Annotated in this window: 12 protein-coding genes; 3 read left to right on the top strand and 9 right to left on the bottom strand. The window is 72.8% G+C overall.

Going from position 1 to position 20,899, the window contains the following annotated elements; genetic code table 11:
• The first annotated feature begins 4 nt into the window (after positions 1-4).
• Together ABD901_RS29810 and ABD901_RS29805 are read left to right on the top strand one after the other, a co-directional pair.
• A complete protein-coding gene (locus ABD901_RS29810; protein ID WP_345131535.1) occupies positions 5-2,830 on the top strand; it encodes an FAD-binding and (Fe-S)-binding domain-containing protein in 2,826 nt (941 codons plus the stop codon).
• A gap of 16 nt (positions 2,831-2,846) precedes the next feature.
• Positions 2,847-3,521 carry an alpha/beta hydrolase gene (locus ABD901_RS29805; RefSeq protein ID WP_345131533.1) on the top strand — a complete coding sequence of 225 codons (675 nt, stop codon included), beginning with the start codon at positions 2,847-2,849 and terminating at the stop codon, positions 3,519-3,521.
• Positions 3,522-3,537: 16 nt separating this feature from the next.
• Here ABD901_RS29805 and ABD901_RS29800 read toward each other — a convergent pair whose 3' ends face one another.
• The 9 genes from ABD901_RS29800 to ABD901_RS29760 all read right to left on the bottom strand — a co-directional run bounded on the left by ABD901_RS29800 (position 3,538) and on the right by ABD901_RS29760 (position 19,118).
• Positions 3,538-4,344 (bottom strand): NAD-dependent epimerase/dehydratase family protein, encoded by an 807-nt coding sequence (locus ABD901_RS29800; RefSeq protein ID WP_345131531.1) that lies wholly within the window; start codon positions 4,342-4,344, stop codon positions 3,538-3,540.
• Between the two features lie 18 nt (positions 4,345-4,362).
• A complete protein-coding gene (locus ABD901_RS29795) occupies positions 4,363-8,430 on the bottom strand; it encodes a hypothetical protein (protein WP_345131529.1) in 4,068 nt (1,355 codons plus the stop codon).
• Positions 8,427-9,371, bottom strand: coding sequence for a carbohydrate ABC transporter permease (locus tag ABD901_RS29790; RefSeq protein ID WP_345131527.1), 945 nt, complete (start codon positions 9,369-9,371; stop codon positions 8,427-8,429). The genes ABD901_RS29795 and ABD901_RS29790 overlap by 4 nt, the downstream gene beginning before the upstream one ends.
• Positions 9,368-10,186, bottom strand: a complete 819-nt coding sequence (locus tag ABD901_RS29785) for a carbohydrate ABC transporter permease (protein WP_345131525.1) — start codon at positions 10,184-10,186, stop codon at positions 9,368-9,370. The genes ABD901_RS29790 and ABD901_RS29785 overlap by 4 nt, the downstream gene beginning before the upstream one ends.
• 114 nt (positions 10,187-10,300) lie before the next feature.
• Positions 10,301-11,689 (bottom strand): ABC transporter substrate-binding protein, encoded by a 1,389-nt coding sequence (locus ABD901_RS29780; protein WP_345131523.1) that lies wholly within the window; start codon positions 11,687-11,689, stop codon positions 10,301-10,303.
• Positions 11,690-11,725: 36 nt separating this feature from the next.
• Entirely contained in the window at positions 11,726-12,991 is a 1,266-nt protein-coding gene (locus ABD901_RS29775; protein WP_345131521.1) for an enolase C-terminal domain-like protein, read from the bottom strand.
• A 96-nt stretch (positions 12,992-13,087) separates the two neighbouring features.
• Complete coding sequence (locus tag ABD901_RS29770) at positions 13,088-15,970, bottom strand: DOMON domain-containing protein (protein ID WP_345131519.1); 2,883 nt, start codon at positions 15,968-15,970, stop codon at positions 13,088-13,090.
• 91 nt (positions 15,971-16,061) lie between these two features.
• The gene (locus ABD901_RS29765; RefSeq protein WP_345131517.1) at positions 16,062-17,744 is read right to left on the bottom strand and encodes an alpha-galactosidase; all 1,683 of its coding nucleotides are present in this window, start codon (positions 17,742-17,744) and stop codon (positions 16,062-16,064) included.
• Between the two features lie 354 nt (positions 17,745-18,098).
• Positions 18,099-19,118: a LacI family DNA-binding transcriptional regulator gene (locus tag ABD901_RS29760; protein WP_345131516.1), complete on the bottom strand. Its 1,020-nt coding sequence runs from the start codon at positions 19,116-19,118 to the stop codon at positions 18,099-18,101.
• A gap of 611 nt (positions 19,119-19,729) precedes the next feature.
• Here ABD901_RS29760 and ABD901_RS29755 point away from each other — a divergent pair.
• Complete coding sequence (locus ABD901_RS29755; protein WP_345131514.1) at positions 19,730-20,863, top strand: Gfo/Idh/MocA family protein; 1,134 nt, start codon at positions 19,730-19,732, stop codon at positions 20,861-20,863.
• Positions 20,864-20,899 lie beyond the last annotated feature (36 nt).

Raw genomic sequence — 20,899 nt, 5'->3', positions numbered from 1 at the left:
GCCGATGAGCACCGGGAACCCCGCCGGGCCGCGCCGGCTCGCCCCCGTCGACGACGAAATGCTGAGCGCGCTGGAGCGGGCCGCACCCGGCGCGACCCGGGCCCGCGCCAGCGACCGGCTCGGCATGGCCCATGACGCCTCGCACTACCTGCTCACGCCGCAGGCGGTGCTCGTACCACGCGACGCCGGGCAGGTGGCGGCCCTCATGCGCGCCGCCGCTGGGCTGGACCTCGGTGTCACGTTCCGCTCCGGCGGCACCAGCCTCAGCGGGCAGGCCGGCACCGAGCACCTGCTCGTCGACGTCCGCCGGCACTTCCGCACGGTTGAGGTCCTCGACGGCGGCGCCCGGGTCCGGGTGCAGCCCGGCGCGGTGCTGCGCCAGGTCAACGCCCGCCTCGCGCCGTACGGCCGCAGGCTCGGCCCGGACCCGGCCAGCGAGTCGGCGTGCACGATCGGCGGCGTCATCGCCAACAACTCCAGCGGCATGACCTGCGGCACCCACGCCAACACCTACCAGACCCTGGAGTCGATGACGCTCGTGCTGCCCAGCGGCACCGTCGTCGACACCGCCGCGCCCGACGCCGACGCGCGGCTGCGGGCCAACGAGCCGGCCTTGACCGGCGCCCTCGAGCGGCTGCGCGACCGCGTCCGCGGCAACCCGGACTCGGTTCGGCGCATCACGGCGCAGTTCGCGATGAAGAACACCATGGGCTACGGCCTCAACAGCTTCCTCGACCACACCTCGCCCGCGCAGATCCTCGCCCACCTCGTCATCGGCAGCGAGGGCACCCTCGGCTTCGTCGCCGAGGCCGTCCTGCGGACCGTCCCGGTCCATCCCACGGTCTCGACCGGGCTGGTGGTCTTTCCCACGCTGCGCGAGGCGATGGCGGTCATGCCGGAGCTGGTGGCGGCCGCACCCGCGGCCGTCGAACTGCTCGACGCCGAGTCCCTGCGGGTCGCCCGGGCGCAGGACGCCCCGGCCGTCGATTTCGCCGTCGACCGTCACGCGGCGCTGCTGGTCGAGTGGCAGGAGCCGGACGCCGAGCGGCTCACCGAGCGCGAACGCCGGGCACGGCAACTCTTCGCCGGCTGGAACCTCGCCGTCCCGGCCCGGCTGAGCCGGGACGCGGCCGGGCGCGCCGGGCTGTGGCACGTCCGCAAGGGGCTGTACGCCGCCGTCGCCGGGGCCAGGCCGTCCGGCACCGTCGCGCTGCTGGAGGACGTGGCCGTCCCGGTGCCCGTCCTCGCCGACCTCTGCGACGACCTCGCCGGCCTGTTCGACCGGCACCAGTACGAGCACAGCGTCATCTTCGGCCACGCCAAGGACGGCAACCTGCACTTCATGCTCAACGAGAGGTTCGGCGCCGGTGACGACGTGCAACGCTACGCGGACTTCACCGAGGAGATGATCGACGCCGTCCTGGCCCGTGGCGGCACGCTCAAGGCCGAGCACGGCACCGGCCGGGTCATGGCCCCGTTCGTCCGTCGGCAGTACGGTGACGAGCTCTTCGACGTCATGCTCGAGGTCAAGCGGCACTGCGACCCCGCCGGCACCCTGAACCCCGGGGTGCTGCTCACCGACGATCCGCAGGCCCATCTGCGCCACCTCAAGCCGGTCGTCACCGTCGAGCCCGAGGTCGACCGGTGCGTCGAGTGCGGGTACTGCGAGCCGGTGTGCCCCAGCCGCGACCTCACCACCACCCCGCGGCAGCGCATCGTCCTGCGCCGGGAGATCACCGCCGCCGTGGCCGCCGGCGACACCGCGCTGGCCCGGCAGCTGGGGCGGGAGTACCGCTACGACGCCGTCGACACCTGCGCCGTCGACGGCATGTGCGCCACCGCCTGCCCCGTGCTCATCAACACCGGCGACCTCACCAAGCGGCTGCGCGCCGGGCACAACGGCCGCGCCGCCCGGCAGACCTGGAGCACGGCCGCGAAGCACTGGGACACGGCGACGCGGGCCATGAACCTCGCCCTGGACCTCGCGGCCGCGGCGCCGCCCGCCGTCGTGGAGGGCACGACCCGGGCCGCTCGCCGGATCGGCAACCCCGACGTCGTGCCGGCCTGGAGCCGTGACCTGCCCCGCGGCGGCATCCGGCGCCGCGGCGCACCCGATCCGGCCGCCGGTGCCGTCTACCTGCCCTCATGCCTCAACACCATGTTCGCCCCGGCCCGCGGCGGCGACGGCGTCATGGCCGCGGTGCGCAGGCTCGCCGGCCGGGCCGGCGTCCGGCTGCACGTCCCCGAGGGGGTGGGCGAGCTGTGCTGCGGCACCCCGTGGTCGTCCAAGGGCCTGCCTGACGGGTACGAGATCATGCGGCGCCGCGTCCGCGACGTCCTCGCCGCCGCGACGGACAACGGCCGGCTCCCGGTCGTCACCGACGCCGCCTCCTGCACGGAGGGCCTGCACCGCCTCCTCGCCGAGGTCGCCCCGGCCGTCGAGGTCGTCGACGCCGTGGCGTTCGTGGCCGAGCACGTGCTGCCGCGGCTGCCCGCCGGCCGGCGCCTGCCGTCGCTGGCGCTGCACCCCACCTGCTCCTCCACCCGTCTCGGCCTCGACGCCGCGATCGCCCGCATCGCCGGCGCGGTGGCCGAGCGGGTCGTCGTCCCGGACGACTGGCAGTGCTGCGCCTTCGCCGGGGACCGCGGCCTGCTCCACCCGGAGCTCACCGCCTCCGCCACCCGCGGCGAGGCGGAGGCCGTCGCCCGCGACGGATGCGCCGCCCACGCCTCGGTCAACCGCACCTGCGAGATCGGGATGACCCGGGCCACCGGCCACACGTACCACCATCTGCTGGAACTGCTCGACCGGATCACCGCAACCGACTGACGCGAAGGCTCGGGCCATGCCGATTCACATGATCGTCCTGCCCGGCGGCGGGTACGAGACGCACGCCGCGCACGAGGCCGAACCCGTGGCCGAGTGGCTCGGATCGCTGGGCCTCGAGGCCGGCGTGCTGCGGTACCCGGTGGCGACGCGGCACCCCGGGCCGCTGCTGGCGGTGCGGGCGGAGATCGCCCGGCTGCGGCGGCGCGGCGTGCGGCGGATCGGCGTGATCGGCTTCTCGGCCGGCGGCCACCTCGCCGGGCACGCGGCCCTGGCGCCGGATGTGCGGCCGGACGAGCGGCCGGACCTCGCGGTGCTGTGCTATCCCGTCGTCTCAATGCTCCCCGAGCACCACGCCGGCTCGCGGGAGACCCTGCTCGGCGCGGACGCGACGGCGGCGCGGCGCCGGGAGGCGTCGCTGGAGGAGCTGGTGACGCCGCAAGCCCCGCCGTTCTTCGTCTGGCACAGCTCGGACGACGCGGTCGTCCCGGTCGAGCACAGCTACCGGCTGGCCCGCGCGCTGGCGGCGCACGACGTGCCGCACGAGCTGCACGTCTTCCCGCACGGCCGGCACGGGCTCGGGCTGGCCGAGGACGACGATTCGGCCGGGCAGTGGACGCGGCTGTGCGCGCGGTGGCTCGCCGGGGTAGGCGCCGCCCGGCCGGCCGCGCAGGGCGTGTCCGCCGCGGGATAGTAACGGCCCCGCCCGGTCAGCCGAGCGGCATGGTGCAGAACCCGCCGCCGGCCAGATGGTTGCGGGGCGCGGCGGGGTCGGCGTCGCCGCCGGCCAGGGCCTGGGCGGCGTACCGTTCGGCGTCGTCGCGCGGGAGGTACCCGATCGCCTCCGCCTCGGCCAGCGACCACCAGCGGCGGGTGTTGGCCGAGATGCCCCACAGGATGCGAAATCCGGCCGGCTCGACCCGCAGGCACGCCTCGACCAGCCGCACCGCGTCCCCGGGTGAGAGCCACCTGGCCAGGTCCTCGGGGACCGTCGGAAGCGGCCGGAACGCGCCGATGCGCAGGCACGTCACGTCGATGCCGAACCGCGAGTGGTAGAGGCTGCCCAGCGCCTCGACCGCGGCCTTGCTCACCCCGTAGAAGGTGTCCGGACGGGCCGAGCTGTCCGCCGGCAGCGGGCCGTGCACCGCCTCGTCGCGGGTGCGGAACCCGGCGGCGTGGATGCTTCCGGCCAGGACCACCCGCCGTACCCCGGCCTCGACCGCCGCCGCCAGCACCTGTTGCGTGCCGTCGATGTTCACGGCACGGATCGTCTCCCAGGGCGCCTCGCCGGCGCACCCACCGAGGTGGACCACCGCGTCGACGCCCTCGCAGGCGGCGCGGATCGCGTCCGGGTCGGTGAAGGACGCCATGTCGATCTCCACGCGTTCGCCCGGGGCCGCCGCCGGCTGCGGTGCGACGTCCAGCAGTCGCAGCACCCGGCCCGGGCGGGCGAGTCCGGGCCGCAGCACCGTGCCGATACGCCCGGCGGCGCCGGTGATCAGGACCCGCTCGGACATGGTAGGAACCCCCTGCGGTTACGGACCGGCGTCGGCCGGCCGGTCGGACGGCATTGCCTGCCCGTCGTACTCCTGCGGAGCCGCCCCCGCGGGCAGGTAGGGCGGCTCGTGGTACGTGTGTGTCCGGCGGAAGGTCAGCGGGACCGGCGGGCGCCAGTGCCGCCAGCTACCAGGATCGGCCGGCACCGGTGTACTCGGCGGGCCGACGCCGTTGCCGTTCTCCGCGGCCACCGCGTACTCGTCGCCGTTGGCCGCCGTACGGTCGACGTACGAGAACGCGAGACCGGCGAAGATCTCGCGGTACCCGGCCTCACCGCGGCTGCGGCGCAGCACCCGGTAGCCGCTCGCGCCGAGCACCTCGCCCCAGCTCAGCTCGACCCCGCCCGGGCCCGGCCGCGGGGTCAGCCCGTCCGGCGGGGCGGGCGGGGCGTCGGTGACGTACAACGGGTAGTCCGCGCCGGGCGGGGCCTGGTGCCGGGAGTTCGCGGCGACGACCCGCACGTGCAGCTTGCGGCCGTCGGCCAGGCCGGTCAGCCGGCACGGGCTGGTCCGGGCGGTCGCGGCGGTGCGCCACGTGTCGCCGCCGTCCTCGCTGAGCTGCACCAGGTACTCCTCGGCCGCCGGCACCGGCGCGAAATGCACCTCGGCGGCGCCGACGGCGTTCACGGTGCGGCGCACCTCGGCGGCCGGCGGCCGGGGCGCATGCGTGGTCAGCTCCCACTGGTGCCGCCCTGCCGGCAGCGCCACGGTCACCTCGTCGGAGGTCTCGCGCACCGGCCGCACGGGCGCGCCGTCGACGTGGAAGGCGGCGCCGTGCCGGCCGGCCGGCAAGCGCAGGGTCAGCGCGGTGTCGGCCGGGGCGCGGTAGCTGCCGTGGCACTCGTGTGCGTCCGTCCGGTAGCGCAGGCTGACGCCCAGGTCCTGGTCGTCGGTGGTGAGCACCACGTCGCCGGTGCCGATCGCGGTGCCATGGAAGAGCACCAGCCGCCGCTCGCCGTCGCGCCGCAGGCGGATCACCCCTGCCGTGCCCCGGAAGCGCAGGCCGGTGGCGTCGTGCGTGACGTCGAGCTCCTCCGGTTCGTGATGGGCGGCCCGCTCGTGACGGAACACGTAGTCCACGCCGTCCGGGGTGGTGATCCGGGCGCCCCAGGGCGTGCGGTGCTGGGGGTCGATCGTGAGGTCGTCGCGGTGACTGACGATGGCCAGCGTGCTGCCGGTGGTGGCGTCGGGCGGGCTTTCCAGGCGTACCCCGCGGGAGACCGGGGTGCGGAACTCGCCGCCGTCCGCGCCGTCGGTGCGCACGCCGCGCACCACGTGGATGAAGGGCATCCGGTCGGTGAGGTGGTCGACGCTGTTGGCGTCGCCGCCGGTGGGCCGGGTCAGCGTGGCCCACGTCCAGACCATCCGCTGGGTGGCCGCGACCGCGTCGTAGACGACGAGGTAGTCGCGGCCGACGAGGATGACGCTGCGGCCGAGATAGTGGCCGTACACCGGGCTGTCCGGGGCGGGGGTGATCTCGGCGTACTGCGCAGTGTCCAGGTCGTAGTGCGGGCGGTCCAGCGTGTTGGGGCCGAGCGACCGGATCGCGCCGCCGCGCCAGATGCCGTAGGAGCTGACGAAGGTGGCGTCCGGCGCGCGCCGGTCCCCGGCGTCCTCCGGGCCGTGCCCGCTGTAGGCGCGCCCGCCGGCGTAGTAGTACAGGTGCCCGCTGCCGTTGTCGTCCGCGATGCCCCACCGGTAGTTGGGCCCGCGGTCGGTCTGCTGCAGGTGTACCGACACCTCGGTGGGCTCGCCGACGCCGGCACGCAGCGTTATCCCGTACCCGGTGTACTTGGTGCTGCCCAGGCGCGGGTTGGTGCCCCGGTCCCCGGGCTGGGGATGCAGCGTCCGCCACGGGTCGGCGGCGCCGCGCGGCTGGTCCAGCCGGTGTCCCGCGGCGTCGCAGCCCCACAGCAGGTGTTCGGCGACGAGCGGGCGGTAGCGGCGCAGCTGCTCGCCGAGCAGCCGCATCTCGATGGGCGGCCGGCGCGGCCAGCTCGCGTGCGCGCCCTGCGGCGGGTGCATGCGCAGCGCGCCGGGCGCGGTTGCCGACGTGTCCGTGTCCGGGGCGGCGGCGGTCATGACCGGGGCGGTCAGCGCGTCGACCAGCCACTCGCCCAGGGCCGCGAACTGCGGTGTGCACAGCCGGTTGTGGCCGTCGGCGCGGATGCCCAGCGCGTTGCCGAGGGTGGCCGGGCGCAGGAACGCCCACACGTACGTCGCGAGGCTCTCGGTCCACCGGCCGGGCCGGGCCTGCCGGTCGGGCAGTGCCGGCCGGGTGTTGTACACCCCGGCCAGCCGCAGGAACGTCTCGAACTGCTCGAGCCAGTCGCCGGCCGCGGGGTGCTCGGGGTAGAGCCAGGCCAGGCAGGCCAGCGCCGCCTTGCCGTCGGACATGAAGTTGGGATGGCCGCCGAACATCCGCCGCATCGGCCCGATCTCCTCGCCGGCGCTGACGTAGGCGGTCAGCAGCAGCAGTGCGTCGACCCGGGCGGCCTCCTGCGGCCGCAGCTCGCCGCGCAGCCGGTCGTAGCCGTCCAGCAGCCGGTCGTAGAGCGGCCGCTGGCCGATGTTGAGGTAGCCGGCGACCTCGTTCACGCCGTGGGCGATCAGCCGCGGGCCCTCGGCCCCGGCGAACAGCGCGGTGAGCAGTTCCCGCCCGGTGCGGATCTCGCCGGTGGCGCACAGCCGGCCCGGGCGCCGCCCGCCGTAGGTGAGCACCCAGTCCTTGACCCGGTCGAGGTCCAGGGTGCTGTGCCAGTGGTACAGCTGCCGCACGTGGGTGGACTGGTAGCAGGCGGCTCGGCGGGCCGCCTCGGCGTCGATGCCGTAGCGCGCCGACAATGCGTGCGCGTTCTCGTGCTGCGACCGTAGTACCTCCCGGTCGCGTTCGTGGTCGTAGAAGGCGATCCCGGTGCGCCGGGTGCCGGTGCGCAGCGGCCACCGCCAGTGCAGCACCCCGTCGCGGTACCGGAAGCGGATCTGCAGGTCCCGGGCCGAGGCCCAGGAGGCGTAGCGGTGGTCGTCCCACCAGGTCGGGTCGCGGACGAACACTCCGGCGGCGTCGCCGGCGCGCACGTCCCAGAACGTCGCATGTGGACGGATGTCCCAGGCGTACGCGGGCGCGTACGGTCCGACGGTGAAGGCCATCTCCTGCCGCGGATCCTCGGGCCGGCCCGGTCCGGAGAAGGCCGGATCCTCGCCGCTGTCGGCGACCAGCAGCGGCTCGGTGATGCCCGGCCACCGGTAGGTCTCCGGCGAGCCGGGGTCGAGGTGGTCGGTGGCATCCTGCGAGTACGGCCAGGTCGAGGAGAACCGGTGCGTGGGGGAGAACCCGTCCCAGCGCAGCTCCCATTCGGGGGAGGGGCCGTCGATGTCGTGCATCCGTTCGGTCAGCTCGATGAAGTCGTATCCCTGCACGCAGCGCACCGTTGCGGTGTACCGGCCGCCGCCGGCGAACCGGTACCCGATGTCGTACGCGACGACCAGCGGCCCGGCCTGCACCTCGCACACGTCGATCCGCTCCACCCGGGCCCGGGCACCGACCAGCCCGGACCGGCCCACCCAGCCGCGCCCACGGTCCAGCGCGAGGATCGGGCCCGGCACGGGTCCGGCGGCGGGCCGTTGGGATGTGGGCAGCCGGACCCGGATCGCTCCGGCGTCCACCACGATGCCGTCCTCGCCGTGCACGGCCGTCACCGGGCGGGCCACGCCCGCCAGTGGGATCGACTCATCGGCGCACAGCGTGAACTCGTGGGACTGGCCGGGCGCCAGCCCGGCGAGGAAGCCGACCACGGCGCTGCGTAGCCGTCCCTGGTCGTCGGCGCGCACCTCGGACAGCTGGAACGGCACCGGGGTGCCCGCAGCGTCGACCAGGCGCAGCCGCCGGGCCGGCAACGCCGGCTCGGGCCAGCGCACCGGCCAGTGCAGCAGCGTCCGCGGCCACGCGAACTCGGGATGGTCGAGCGGATCGCGCAGCCGGAACGTGACGCTCGCCCGGCCCGGCTCCCACCGGGTGTGCCGGTCGAGCCGGGCCGGGCCGCTCATTCGGTTCCGCCGGACCGCTCGCCGACCGCCGTCTGTGCCGGCGCGATGCCCTGGCTGCCCAGGCCGGCCCCGCCCGCGACGCCCTCGACGAGGTAGCGCTGCAGCAGGATGAACAGCACCAGGATCGGCGCCGCCACGATGAAGGTGGCCGCGGACACCATCGGCCAGTTCTGGGTGTGCTCGCCGAAGAACGAGTAGAGGCCGCGGGTGACCGGCCACAGCGCGTCGTCGGAGAGCATGACCAGCGGCAGGATGAGGCTGTTCCAGGAGGCGACGAAGCCGAAGATGGCGAAGGTGGCCAGCGCCGGCTTCATCAGCGGGATGATGAAGGTCAGGATGAACCGGATGTAGCCGCACCCGTCCAGCACGGCCGCTTCGTCGATCTCACGGGGGATTCCCTTGATGTAGCCGACGAAGAAGAAGAACCCGGCACCGGACAGGCTGGTCAGCACGAGGTAGCCGGGCATGCTGTTGTACAGGTGCAGCGAGCGGGCCTCGATGAACAGCGGGATCAGGCCGCCGGGCAGGAAGCCGGAGAAGATGAAGAACGTGTACAGCGCGTTCGAGTGCTTGAAGTACCCGCGGGAGATGGGGAAGGCGAGGAAGACCCCGAGCACGAGGGTGATCACGGTCGGGATCACCGAGTAGACCAGGCTGTTGATCATCTGGCGGCTGAAGCCGCCCTGCTCCCACGCATCGGTGAAGTTCTGCAGCGTCCACTCCTGCGGCAGGCCGGTCGGGTGCTGCAGGAAGTCCGGGTAGGTCTTGAACGCCTGCAGCAGCAGGTAGAACAGCGGCAACGCGAACAGCAGTACCGAGATGAGGAAGCACACCACGTTCGTGCGCGCGCCGCGCAGCAGCCGCCCGACGCCGCGCCGGCTACGGGGCGGCGGCGCGGCCTGGACCCGGGTGCGCTCCGGTAGCGCCGTCGAGGTCGTCACAGCGCCACCTCCCGCCGCCGCAGGGTCCACAGCACGCCACCACCGATGAACAGGGTGAGGAAGAACTGCAGCATCGCCAGCATCGAGCCGAACCCGAGCTGGCTGGTGCCGCTGAGGAACGCCGAGTTGAACATGTAGATGCCCAGCGTCCGGGTGCCGAAGTTGCCGCCGGTGAGCACCAGGATCAGCGCGTACTCGCCGAGCGCGCCCGCCACGGCCAGGAACATGTTCACCGTGAAGGCGGGCGCGAGCAGCGGGAAGGTCACGCTGCGGAACATGCGCCAGCGTCCCGCGCCGTCCATCGACGCCGCCTCGTACACGTCCGACGGGATGTTGCGCAGCCCGGCGATGTAGATGAGCATCGAGAACCCGGAGAACATCCAGACGTTGACCAGCATCACGAGGGGTAGTGCCAGCTGGTTGGAGCCGAGGAAGGTGCTGGTGACCCCGAAGCCGTCCTGCAGGATCTTCTCGATCGGGCCGGAGAACGGGTCGAAGATCAGCGAGAAGATCGCCCCGACGACTGCGACCGAGAAGATCTGCGGCATGAAGATGAGGGCGCGGTACACGGCGTAGGACCGGCCCCGCCGGTTGAGCAGCAGGGCCAGCCCGATGCCGATCGCGTTCTGCACGACCGCCACGCCGACCACGTAGATGAGCGTGACGCGCACCGCGCCCCACACCTCCGAGGAGAGAGCGGTGAACGCGCTGGAGTAGTTGCACAGGCCGCAGAAGTTGAGCGGCGTCCCCGGCAGGCCGGAGTATTGCGTGAACGAGTACCCGATCGTCGCCAGCGACGGGTACAGCCCAAACACCAGCCATCCGAGCCCGGGTATCGCGATGCTCGCCCAGGGAATGAACCGCCGGGTCCGTGGAGTCCCGAACAAACAGCGTGACACGCCGCTCTCCCTTCTACCGTGACGTAGGGACTACCCGAGGGCCTTCTGGTAGGCGCCGGCGGAGCGGGCGAGGATCGTGTCGACGCTGTCGCCGCCGATCGGCGCCATCTTGTACAGGTCGGGACCGCCCGCGTCGGTAGAGGCACCGGCGGGCACCCACGGGCTGGTCAGCGCCACGAACGAGTCGCCCATGTGCGCGTTCAGCCAGTCCATCCAGGACAGTCCGGTGTTCTGCAGCGCCGGCTGGGTGGAGATCGAGCCGGTCGCCTCCAGCCACTTCTTGTAGTTCTCCGGCTGGGAGAAGAACTCCAGCCACTGCATCGCCAGGTCCTTGTGCGGCGCGCTGGCCGGCACCACCCAGGTCAGGTCGGGCTTGATGGCCACCCGGTTGGCGGCGGGGTCGTTGGTGCCGGGCAGCATGAAGAAGCCCAGGTTCAGCTTCGGGTTGGCCTGCTGGATCGTCGCGCCGTCCCACGAGCCGTCCAACAGGAACGGGAAGTCGTCCGGCTTGCTGGCCCACGCGCCCGGAGCGGTCTGCTGCGCGACGCCCGCCGCGGCCGGCTCGAGGTACGGCATCGCCTTCTGGTACTGCTCGGAGATGCTCTTGTAGACCGGGTCGGCCCAGGACTGTGTCTTCTGCCAGAACGCCGTGGCCCGGTCGGTGGACACCTTCACCGAGTCCGTGCCGGGGTGGCCCGCCATCAGCGTCTGGTTCATGATGCCGTGCCAGACGCCGGCGTGCATGCCGTCCTTGCCGGCGGCGAAGATCGGGGTGATCCCCTTGGCCTTCAGCGCCGCGCAGTCGTCGAGGAACTCCTGGTACGTCGTCGGTACCTGCATGTTGTACTTGGCGAGCAGGTCCTTCTTGTACCAGACGGAGCCGGCGGAAACGTACTCCGCGGCCATCACGCCGTAGATCCCGTCGTTGTACCCGATGGCGGCCTGCTGTGTGGTCAGGTCGTAGTTCTTCATGAACGGCTGGTCCTTGAGGTCGACCAGCTGACCCGCGGCGACCAGCGCCGCGGATCCGCCCGGCTTCAGGTTGGTGTAGGGCGGCGCGAAGCCCTGCTGGGTCGGGGCGAACTGGGCCAGCACGTCCACCGACTTGGACTGCAGCATGCTGCTGGTCAGCTGCTGCCACGCCTGGTTGGCCGTCGGCGCCTGCTGCAGCTTGACCGTCACGCCGGGGTGCGCCTTCTCGAACGCGGCGTTGAGCTGCTTGGTGAACTCGATCGCCCCCGGGTTGGTCCACTGGCCGATGGTCAGGGTGACCTTCTCGGCGGAACCGGAGTCCGAGCCGCTGGTGCAGGCGGTCAGGCCGGTGACGAGGCAGGCGCCGGCCGCGACGGCGGCGATCAGCGGTACCGCTGGGGTGCGCCGGCGCACCGCAGCGGGCCGCGGGCTGGTTGGGGTGTCCACGGTGTTGCTCCTTCTGGGATGGGGTGTCGGTACGGGTTATGGGCGTTGCAGGGCACCGTCGGCCCGGCGGGGCGGTGCCCAGGCGTGGCCGAGGCGCTGGGGTGGGAATCGCATCGCCAGGTCCTCGTCGAAGTCGATGCCGAGGCCGGGCCGGTCGCTCGGCCACAGGTGGCCGTCGCGGATCTCGGGGCAGCCGGGGAACACCTCGCGCAGTTGGGGCGCGAACAGGTGCTGCTCCTGGATGCCGAAGTTGGGGCTCGCGAGGTCCAGGGCGAGGTTCGCCGCGTGCCCGATGGGGGAGACGTCGCCCGGCCCGTGCCAGGCGGTGCGGATCCCGTACACCTCGCAGGCGTTGGCCAGCCGCCAGGCCGGCGTGATGCCGCCGATCGCCGAGACGTGCACGCGGATGAAGTCGCACAGCCCGTCGGCGAGCAGCGGGCGGTACTCGGCGGGGTTGGTGAACAGCTCGCCGATGGCGATCGGCGTGCTGCACTGGCCGCGCAGCCGGCGCAGCCAGTCGATGTCCTCCGGGGCGACCGGGTCCTCGAGGTAGAACAGGTGGAACGGTTCGAGGTCCTTGGCCAGCCCGACGGCGTCGGTCGGGTGGACCCGCTCGTGCACGTCGTGGATGAGCTCGATCTCCTCGCCCAGCTCGGTGCGCAGATGCGCCAGGAGCGAGACGACGGTGCGCCGATACGCCGACGGATCCCACGCGTTCGCGGTCAGCGGCGGGCGGCTACCGGCCGGCGCCGCGGCGCTGGGCGCACCGTAGGTCCCGGCTCCCGGCACGGCGACCTGGCACCGCACGTACCGGTAGCCCTCGGTCATCATCTGCCTGACTTCCTCGGCGACCTCCTGCGCGTCCCGGCCGGAGGCGTGGCCGTACAGCGGCACGGCGGTGCGGCAGCGCCCGCCGAGCAGCTGCCACACCGGCAGCCCGGCCTGCTTGCCCTTGATGTCCCACAGCGCCATGTCCACTCCGGACAGTGCGTTGTTGAGCACGGGCCCGGACCGCCAGTAGCTGCTGACGTGCAGCGTGCCGGCGATGTCGGTGATGTCGGCCGGGTCCCGGCCGATCAGCTGGGGCGCCAGGTACTCATTGACCGCGGTGGCCACGGCCGCCGCGCGCTGGGTGAACGTCGCGCAGCCCAGGCCGTACAGGCCCGGTTCGCTGGTGTCCACGCGGACCACCACGAGCGTGGTACCGGCCGGGGCGGTCAGCACCGCCCGCACGCCGGTGATGCGGATGGCTGGCGAGTCCGCCCACGGGGGCATGGAGGGGCTACCGTCGACGCTGGTCACGGCTGTGTTCCTTCTTTGTTCGGGTCAAGGTTGACGTTTGGGGGCCCGGCCGCGGGTCGCTCAGCCCGCGGCCGGGCGGATCGGGGGGTGGCCGGTTCAGCGGCCGAGGCCCCAGCGGGTATCGACGCGGCCGCCGCTGAACTGCGCACCGGTGCCCCAGAACGCCGCGAAGTTGTAGCAGGACGACTGGGGCGCCTCGAACTGCGCGGTGGAGTAGGTCATGCCGTGCCCGCCGGTTCCCGCGTCGGCGACGGCGAACGCGAACGCCATCGTGGCGTGGCCGCCCGCCGCGCCCGGCAGGGTCGCCTTGAGCTCGGGCAGCTGGTTCCAGGCGATGGCCACCTCGTAGACGGTTATCTTGGCGACGGCGTCGCGGGTGATGAGGATCCGGCCCTCGCGCCCGCCGGTGGCCGCGGCGTCCATCGGGCCCAGCGGGGTCGGCAGGGCGGCGTTGGTGGGGTAGTAGGTCTGGTAGTTGGTGCCGGGCGCGCACTGGCGGTGCAGCTGGGCGAAGGCGTTCGCGCTGGCGTGGTCGGGGGTGGCGCTGGCCAGCGTGGCCACGTAGAGGTGGGAGAGCGAGACCAGGCACTTCTCGTAGTGCCGGTCGCCGGCCAGCAGGTCGTCCGGCTTGTTGCCGGTGTCGAAGCCGAGCTGGATGCTGTCGGCCTGGAACGGGAACAGGTACGGGTTGGCCGCGAACGCCACGTTGAAGGACGCGATGGTGTCCTGGATCTCGGCGCGGAAGTACACGAAGTCGTCGTCCCATGCGCCGCGCATCGCGTACTTCCTGGTGTCGCCGGTCGCGCTCACGCTGGTCAGCGTCACCGGGATGACGTCGCTCCACTGCTGCGCGCCACCGCCCACGGTCATCGACCGGAAGGGCAGGTAGGTGACCCGCACGGTCTGCGACCCGCTCGGCGTGACGTCGTCGCGCCCGGGCAGCTTGATCGTCCAGTCGACGCGGTACTCGTTGTCGGGGCTCACCTGGTAGCCGGTGATCGGGAAGCTGACCACGCGCTGCTCGCCCGGCGCCAGTTCGTGCAGCGGGACGTTGGTGCGCTCCAGCGTCCATCCCGGCGGCGCGGCGACCCGCAGGATCGCCTTGACCACACCGGGCGACACGTTCTCCACCCGCACCTGCAGCTCGCTGCCCGCGCCCAGCGGCTTGACCAGCGCCAGCGGGGTGACCAGCAGCGGCGTGTCGTACTCGAAGGAGGCCCCGCTGGTCAGCACGTCGCGCAGTTCCTCGGCGCTGCGGTCGGTGTCGAAGTAGAGCACCTCCCACGGGTTCAGTGGCAGCTCCACCAGGTTCGCCGACCCGTCGGCCAGTTGCCGGCCGAGGTAGTCGTAGACCCTGACACCGTGGGCGTCGCGCAGGTGCAGGGTGCCGTGGTAGCCGGCGGCGGGCGACTCGTCGCTGCCCTTGTAGATCTGGTCGGCGTAGATCGCCGCCCGGCCCTTGCCGTCCTCGGTGCGGAACAGGAAGCCCCAGGTGGACTTGGCGTCCGGGTACAGCTCGGTCTGCAGGGTCGCGTCCTCCAGGATGCTGGTCATCGTGGTGTAGGCGACCACCGCCGGCAGCGGCGTCTTCGTGCTGCTGTCGTAGATGTTGAACTCCTGGCCGGAGTAGGGCTTGTCGTAGCACAGCGAGAACCAGAAGATCCGGATCGGCGAGTCCTCCTCGGCCCCGGCGAGCATGTGCAGCAGGTAGGTCGGGGCCAGGGTGCGGGCCACGCCGTAGATGGCCTGCTCGACCGGCAGGCTGGGGAACGAGTTGACGACCGAGGTGCCGCACTCGGTCTGCCACTGCCCGCCCCGCCCGCCCGACCGGGACCAGCGCGTGTCCATCTTGACCTGTGTCTTGGCCATCGCGTACTGGGTGGCGTCGGGGTATCCGTAGGCGTGGTTCACCGAGCCGTCGATGTACCCGGTGTCGGTGGAGCCCTTGGCGTACACCGCGTCGCGGTTGTAGCTGACCGAGCCGCCGCCGATCAGGTTGACGTCGGGGAAGTCGGGCTTGACCCGGTTCCAGATCAGCTTGCTCATGTTGCGGTAGTCCTGCGAGTCACCGGTGGACCAGTAGCGGCCGTGCACCCACGGCTCGTTCCACAGCTCCCAGTTCTTCACCAGGTCCTGCAGCGGCGCGATGGCGTGGTACACCATGTCGGCGTGCGCCACCATGTCCTTGGGCCGGTTGCGGTATGTCGGCAGCGGCTGGCCGTTCGCGGCCGGCTGCACGTTCCAGGACATGTTGTAGTTGATGCCGCCCATCGGGGAGATGCCGTAGTTCAGCCACTCCGCCACCTCGGCCCGAGCCTTGTCGATGTCGGCTTGGCCCCAGAACGTGTTCGGCGCCGGGCTGACCGTGTCCGGCTGCACCGAGGCGAGGCCCCGGGTCCACTTGACCCCCATCAGCTGCGCGATCCGCTTGGTGACGGCCGGGTCGCCCTCCGAGCGGATGCCCAGGCCGAACGCCGAGCCGGGGCGCACCCCGGACACGGTCGGGCGCAACACGCCCAGCCCCAGCGTCCGCGCAAGCAGCTGCGCGCCGGTCGCGTCGGTGACGGTGACCGAGACCCGGTAGTAGTCGGGGTCCAGCGCGCCGAGCGCGATGGTGGTGGTCTGCGGCGTGCCCGCCGCGGCGGTGAAGCTCGCGCTTGCGGTGCGGACCGTCTGCGTGCTGCGGGCGTTGACCGTCCAGGCCACCGTGCCGCTCAGCGCGTCCGGGGCGGTGACCGTGACGAGCAGGCCGGGGGTGGCCCGGCCGGAGCCGCCGATGGGGAACAGCGCGGTCGGGTCGTCGAAGCGGAGGTCGATCGACGGCGCGGTGGCCGCCTGCGCGGACTGGCCCGTGCTCAAGACGCCGGCCAGCGCCGCGCCGGCCGTGCCGGCGGCACCATAGGCGAGGGCGCGGCGCCGGGTGATGCCCCGGGCTTCGGTGCCCGGGCTGGTGGTGCTGGGAGCTGGGGTGTCGAACATGAACAAACCTCCGAGGGTGTGTCGCGAGGACCGTCGGTGCGGAGTTGCCATGCGGGCGGTTGGTCGGGCGGGGTGGGTCAGGCGGGGTAGGTCAGGCGGGGGAGAGCCGGCACAGCCCGGCCGGCGGTACCGGCAGGCGGTGCAGACCGGGGCCGAGCTCCCGGATGTGGGTGCCGGCCGGCCGGCCGCAGGCGTCGGTGACCGCCAGGCGGAGCCGGGCGCTTTCGGCGAGGTCGAGTACGAGGTGCTCGGCGGTGGTCGAGTTGATCAGGGCGACGTCGGTGAACCGGCCGGGCTCGAGCGGCACCACCCGGTGCTCGCCGAAGACCGTGATGACGGCCCGGTCGCCGTTCCAGGCGGTGATGGTGGCGTCGCGCTCGTCCGGCCGGCCGGTGCGGCGCTCGCCGTCGATCAGCACGTCGCGGTACCGCTGCCAGAACCTCAGCCACCAGGCCGTCATCGCGCGATGCTCGGCGGACAGCTGCGCGAGGCGCACCGAGACCTGCGGCACCGAATAGAGGGCCGAGTGCAGCTGCCGGGCGGCCGCCTCGACACTGGCGCGCGGGTCCCACATGAGCATGTCGCAGTGCACCGCCGCGCCCGGGGCGAGCCGGGCGATGTCCAGCGTGCGCACCCGGTTGGCGGTCGCGTCCGCCGGGCAGTCGCTGGCCCGCAGCAGGTTGCCGAAGCGGCGCATGCCCGGCCCGGCGTAGGGCTGGCGCAGTTCGATGAGCAGTTCCTCACCGCGCAGCGAGCGCAGCCGGGTGTGCAGCTCGTCGAGCAGCGCGCGCATCGCCTGGCTCACGTCGGCGGCACGGTCGCCGCCGCCGGTCGCGTAGACCATGGCGGTCTCCAGGAAGTCGAGCTTCAGGCCGTCGAGCCCGTAGCGCTCCACGAGCTCGGCACAGCGCTCGACGACGAAGGCGCGCACCTTGTCCTGCCGGGGATCCAGCACCTGGCACGCCAGGCGGGGCACCCGGTGCGGGGCGAGGCCGTCGAGCGCGCCGTGGGCGAGGCTGCGCTCGCCGAGCAGCAGTGGCGCGATCCAGGCGACGTAGGAAAGCCCCATCTCCTGCACCCGGCGTACGTGCGCCGCGAAGTCCGGGAACTTTGCCGGATCGGGCGTCCAGTCGCCGCAGCCGGAGTATTTGCGGTTGTCGGCGTGCGCCTGCCAGCCGTCGTCGAGCAGCAGCAGCCCGCATCCCAGTTCGGCCGCGATCGCGGCTTCGGCCTCCACGGCGGCGGCGCTGACGTCGCGGTGCATCGAGTACCAGGTCGAGTACGCCGGGGTGCGGCCGGCCTCGGGTGTGCGCAGGGCGTCGCCGGTGCCCGGCATCCACCGGGCCAAGGCCCGCAGGGCGTCGTCGACGGGGCGTCCCGGCGCTTCGAGGCGTAGCCGGCACTCCTCGCCGGCTCGCATCGGCATCGCGAGCCACACGCCGAAGCGGGCCGTGTCCTCCGAGACGCCGAACCGGATCAGGGCCGTCGCGTCGCCGCGGTCGCTGGCGAAGGCGAGCAGCGACCGGCCCGCGCCGTCATACAGGCAGCCCGCGACGGCCGAGTCGACGAGCCCGACCCGCCGCCAGTCGCCCTCCCAGTCCGCCGGCAGCGGGCGCTCCCAGCCGGCCGCGGGGTGCCAGTAGCCGACCCCTTCGCCGAGCGGGACGTCGAGTCGTACCAACGTTGTCCCGGATTCGGTGCCGACGATCCGCACCACGGTTGCCTCGACCTGCGGATCGGCATGCAGCAGCACGCCGTCCGTCAAGGTCGTCACCGCAATGTTGCCTGCATAAAGGACATTTCCATCGGTCCACAGGCGCGAGTTGTCCGTTAAGTCCATCAAAGTTGCCCTTCCGGCCCTACTGGGGGCTTAGCGCGGGGGAACCGTAACCCGCCCGGGACAACGTTGTCCAGACATCGGCCCGCAACAACTTCGATGCCTGCGCGACTTCGAGCCGGCCGGGCCCGGCCCGGCGGACCGATCGCGGCCGGTGATGGTGTGATTTCCCGCGGTGGAAGGGCCTCAGTGGGCGCTCATCCACCCGTGGGCGTGGGTAACGGGACCGGCCACTGCGGTCGCACGTTGTCTCGCGTGGTTGCCGAGGGGCGTGACCCCGGCCGGCGCCGGTCAGCCCTTGCTGCGCTCCACCAGCGTGGTCGGGATGACGATCGTCCGGGGCCGTGAGCGGTTCCCGGCGATCCGCTGGAACAGCAGCTCTGCGCCGACGCGGCCCATCTCGCGGGCGTCGGTGGACACGACCGTCAGCGGGTGCGGCACCAGCGCGGCGGCCTCGAAGTCGTCGAAGCCCACGATCGCCACGTCGCTTCGCTGCCGGCCCAGCACGCCGAGCGCGCCGAGGGTGAGTCGGTTGGTGAGCGTGAACAGGGCGGTGGGCGGATCCGGCGACTCCAGCATCCGTTCCACCGCCGCCTGCGTGTCCGGGACCGAGTGCAGTCCGTCCCGGATCAGGTCCGCCCGGTACGGCACCCCCGCGTCCTCCATCGCGGCCTCGGCGGCCGCCAGCCGCTCGCGCATCGTGTAGATCGTCAGCCGGTCCGCCAGCACCCCGATGCGCTCGTGGCCCCGGGCCACCAGATACTCGATGGCGCTGCGGGCGCCCTGTTCGTTGTCGATGAGCACGGCGTCGGCCCGCACGTTGGTGGGCGGGCGGTCGAGGAAGACCACCGGCGTGCCCACCTCCATCTCGGCACGCAGGTGGGACTGGTCGCCCCCGGCCGGCACCACGAGCAGCCCGGCGACCCGCCGCTCGCACATCTCCAGCACCAGGCCGCGTTCCCGCTCGCTGTCCTCTGCCGAGCTGGCCGTGATGAGCATGGCGTCGTGATCGAGCGCGCCCTGCGCGGCCCCGGCCGCCAGGCTGGAGTAGAACGGGTTGGCCAGATCTTCGTCGATGACCAGCCCGATCGTGCCCGACGTGCTGCGCGAGCGGAGGCTGCGCGCCATGTCGTTGCGCCGGAACCCCAGCTCCGAGACCGCGGCCAGCACCCGCTCGGCCAGCGCGGGGTCGACCGTCGGCACCTGGTTGACCACCCGCGACACGGTCTTGAGACTGACCCCGGCCAGCCGGGCGACGTCGGCCATGGTGGGGCGGTAAGGGCCCGCACCGGTCATGGGCGGTGTGCTCATCGGACTCGTGGCTCCTGAGACCTGCGCGGCGGACGAGGATCTCACGGTACCGACGTTATCCCGCACGACCAATCCGACCGGCCGGCGCGGGCGAAGTCCGCGGCGACCGGTGGTGTCGTGGTCGACCAAATGTCAACGAGCTCCAACCAGAATCGACGGCGCCCCGCGACCCGGAGGCCACGCCGACGCGACCAGATATTCCCTGGTGAACGGCGTGTTGCCGATCAAGCTCGAGAGCGAACACGCGAAGCCGGGGGTGCACCTCCGCGTCTTGAGACCAACACTGGACGCCAGAATCAAACGAAATTAAACCAGAAGCAACGCTACGGTTCCACCCCCACCGGCGAGGCGTACATCCGGCTGTACACGTCGACGTAGCGGCAGTCGCCGTCGCCCTCGTAGTGGATCGGGCGGCCCGGGGTCGCGCGAGCACGTTGCCCTCGCCGGGGCGCAGCGCCGCGGTTCCTTGTCGACGGGGCGGCCGAGGCGTACTACGGTGATCACCGTCGTAGGAAAGCGCTTGCCGCCCCGAATCACGGTGACTGGAGGATCGAGGACGTGATGGTTCGTCGGCCCGCATCGAGGCGCAGCGGCCGCCGGCGGGCACCGCGGTGAGCCCGCCGCGGGTCGCGCTGGTGGGCACCGGCGGCTACGGGGCGGTGCACTTCGACAACATCGAGCGCCTCGTCGGCGCGGGAGGGCTGCGCTTCGCCGGTTGCACCGATCTGCGCCCGCCCGGGCCCGGCCTGCTCCAGCGCGTCGCCGGGCTGGGCGGCACCTTCTTCGAGGACTACGAGACCCTGCTGAAGGCGGCGCCCGACGTCGTCGTGGTCGCCACGCCGCCGCACCGGCATCGTGACATGGTCTGCGCCGCGCTCGCCGCCGGCGCGCACGTGCTGGTGGAGAAGCCGCCGGCGGTCGAGCTCGCCGATCTGGACGCCATGACCGCCGCCGCGACTGCGGCCGGCCGGCTCTGTCAGGTGGGCTTCCAGAGCCTCGGCTCGGCGGCGCTCGCCCGGCTGCGGGAGCTGATGGACGGCGGCGAGCTGGGCGAGGTCACGCACATCGGCGCGACCGGCTGCTGGGCCCGCGCCGACGCCTACTATGCGCGGGCCCCCTGGGCCGGGCGCCGTCGGCTCGACGGCGCCGCGGTCAACGACGGCGCCCTGTCCAACCCGTTCGCGCACGCCGTGATGAACTGCCTGACGCTGGCCGGCGTCGGCGCGGCCGATCGTCCGCGGGCCGAGGCCGAGCTGTACCGGACCCGGCCGATCGAGGTCGAGGACACCGGCTGCCTGCGCCTGGCTGCCCCGGGCCGACCCCCGATCACGATCGCGGTCACCCTGTGCGCCGAGCGCCCGCGTCCGCCGTACGTGCTGGTCACCGGCGAGCGGGGGAGCGCGCGGTGGTGGTACGAGACCGACGTGCTGGAGATCGCGCTGGCCGGCCGGCCCGCGGTCACCGAGCGGCACGCCCGCGTCGACCTGCTCGAGGACCTGCTCCGGGCGATACGCGACCCGCGCGCCTCACTGGCCTGCCCGATCGAGGACACCCGGCCGTTCGTCGGCGTCGTCGAGTGGCTGGCCGACCAGCCGGTCCGGCTCGTACCGCCCGGGGCCCGCCGCCGCCACGACGACGAATCCGGGCCGCGCAACAGCATCGCCGGGGTCGAGGAGGACATCGAGCGCGCCGTCGCTCAGTCGCGGCGGTTCTCCGAGCTTCGTCCGCTGCCCGGCTGGCTGTAGCGCGACACACATGTGCTCAACCGGCCGCCGGCGCGC

This window comes from Dactylosporangium darangshiense (assembly GCF_039537565.1).
In the GTDB taxonomy this organism is placed as follows: domain Bacteria; phylum Actinomycetota; class Actinomycetes; order Mycobacteriales; family Micromonosporaceae; genus Dactylosporangium; species Dactylosporangium darangshiense.
Note: the sequence above shows the minus strand (reverse complement) of the source record. Positions and strands in the feature narration are given on the sequence as shown.

Bases quoted from the DNA above. Each gene is read 5' to 3' on its own strand.
- ABD901_RS29810 (WP_345131535.1), top strand. From the start codon at position 5: ATGAGCACCGGGAACCCCGCCGGGCCGCGCCGGCTCGCCCCCGTCGAC.
- ABD901_RS29805 (WP_345131533.1), top strand. From the start codon at position 2,847: ATGCCGATTCACATGATCGTCCTGCCCGGCGGCGGGTACGAGACGCAC.
- ABD901_RS29800 (WP_345131531.1), bottom strand. From the start codon at position 4,344: ATGTCCGAGCGGGTCCTGATCACCGGCGCCGCCGGGCGTATCGGCACG.
- ABD901_RS29795 (WP_345131529.1), bottom strand. From the start codon at position 8,430: ATGAGCGGCCCGGCCCGGCTCGACCGGCACACCCGGTGGGAGCCGGGC.
- ABD901_RS29770 (WP_345131519.1), bottom strand. From the start codon at position 15,970: ATGTTCGACACCCCAGCTCCCAGCACCACCAGCCCGGGCACCGAAGCC.
- ABD901_RS29760 (WP_345131516.1), bottom strand. From the start codon at position 19,118: ATGAGCACACCGCCCATGACCGGTGCGGGCCCTTACCGCCCCACCATG.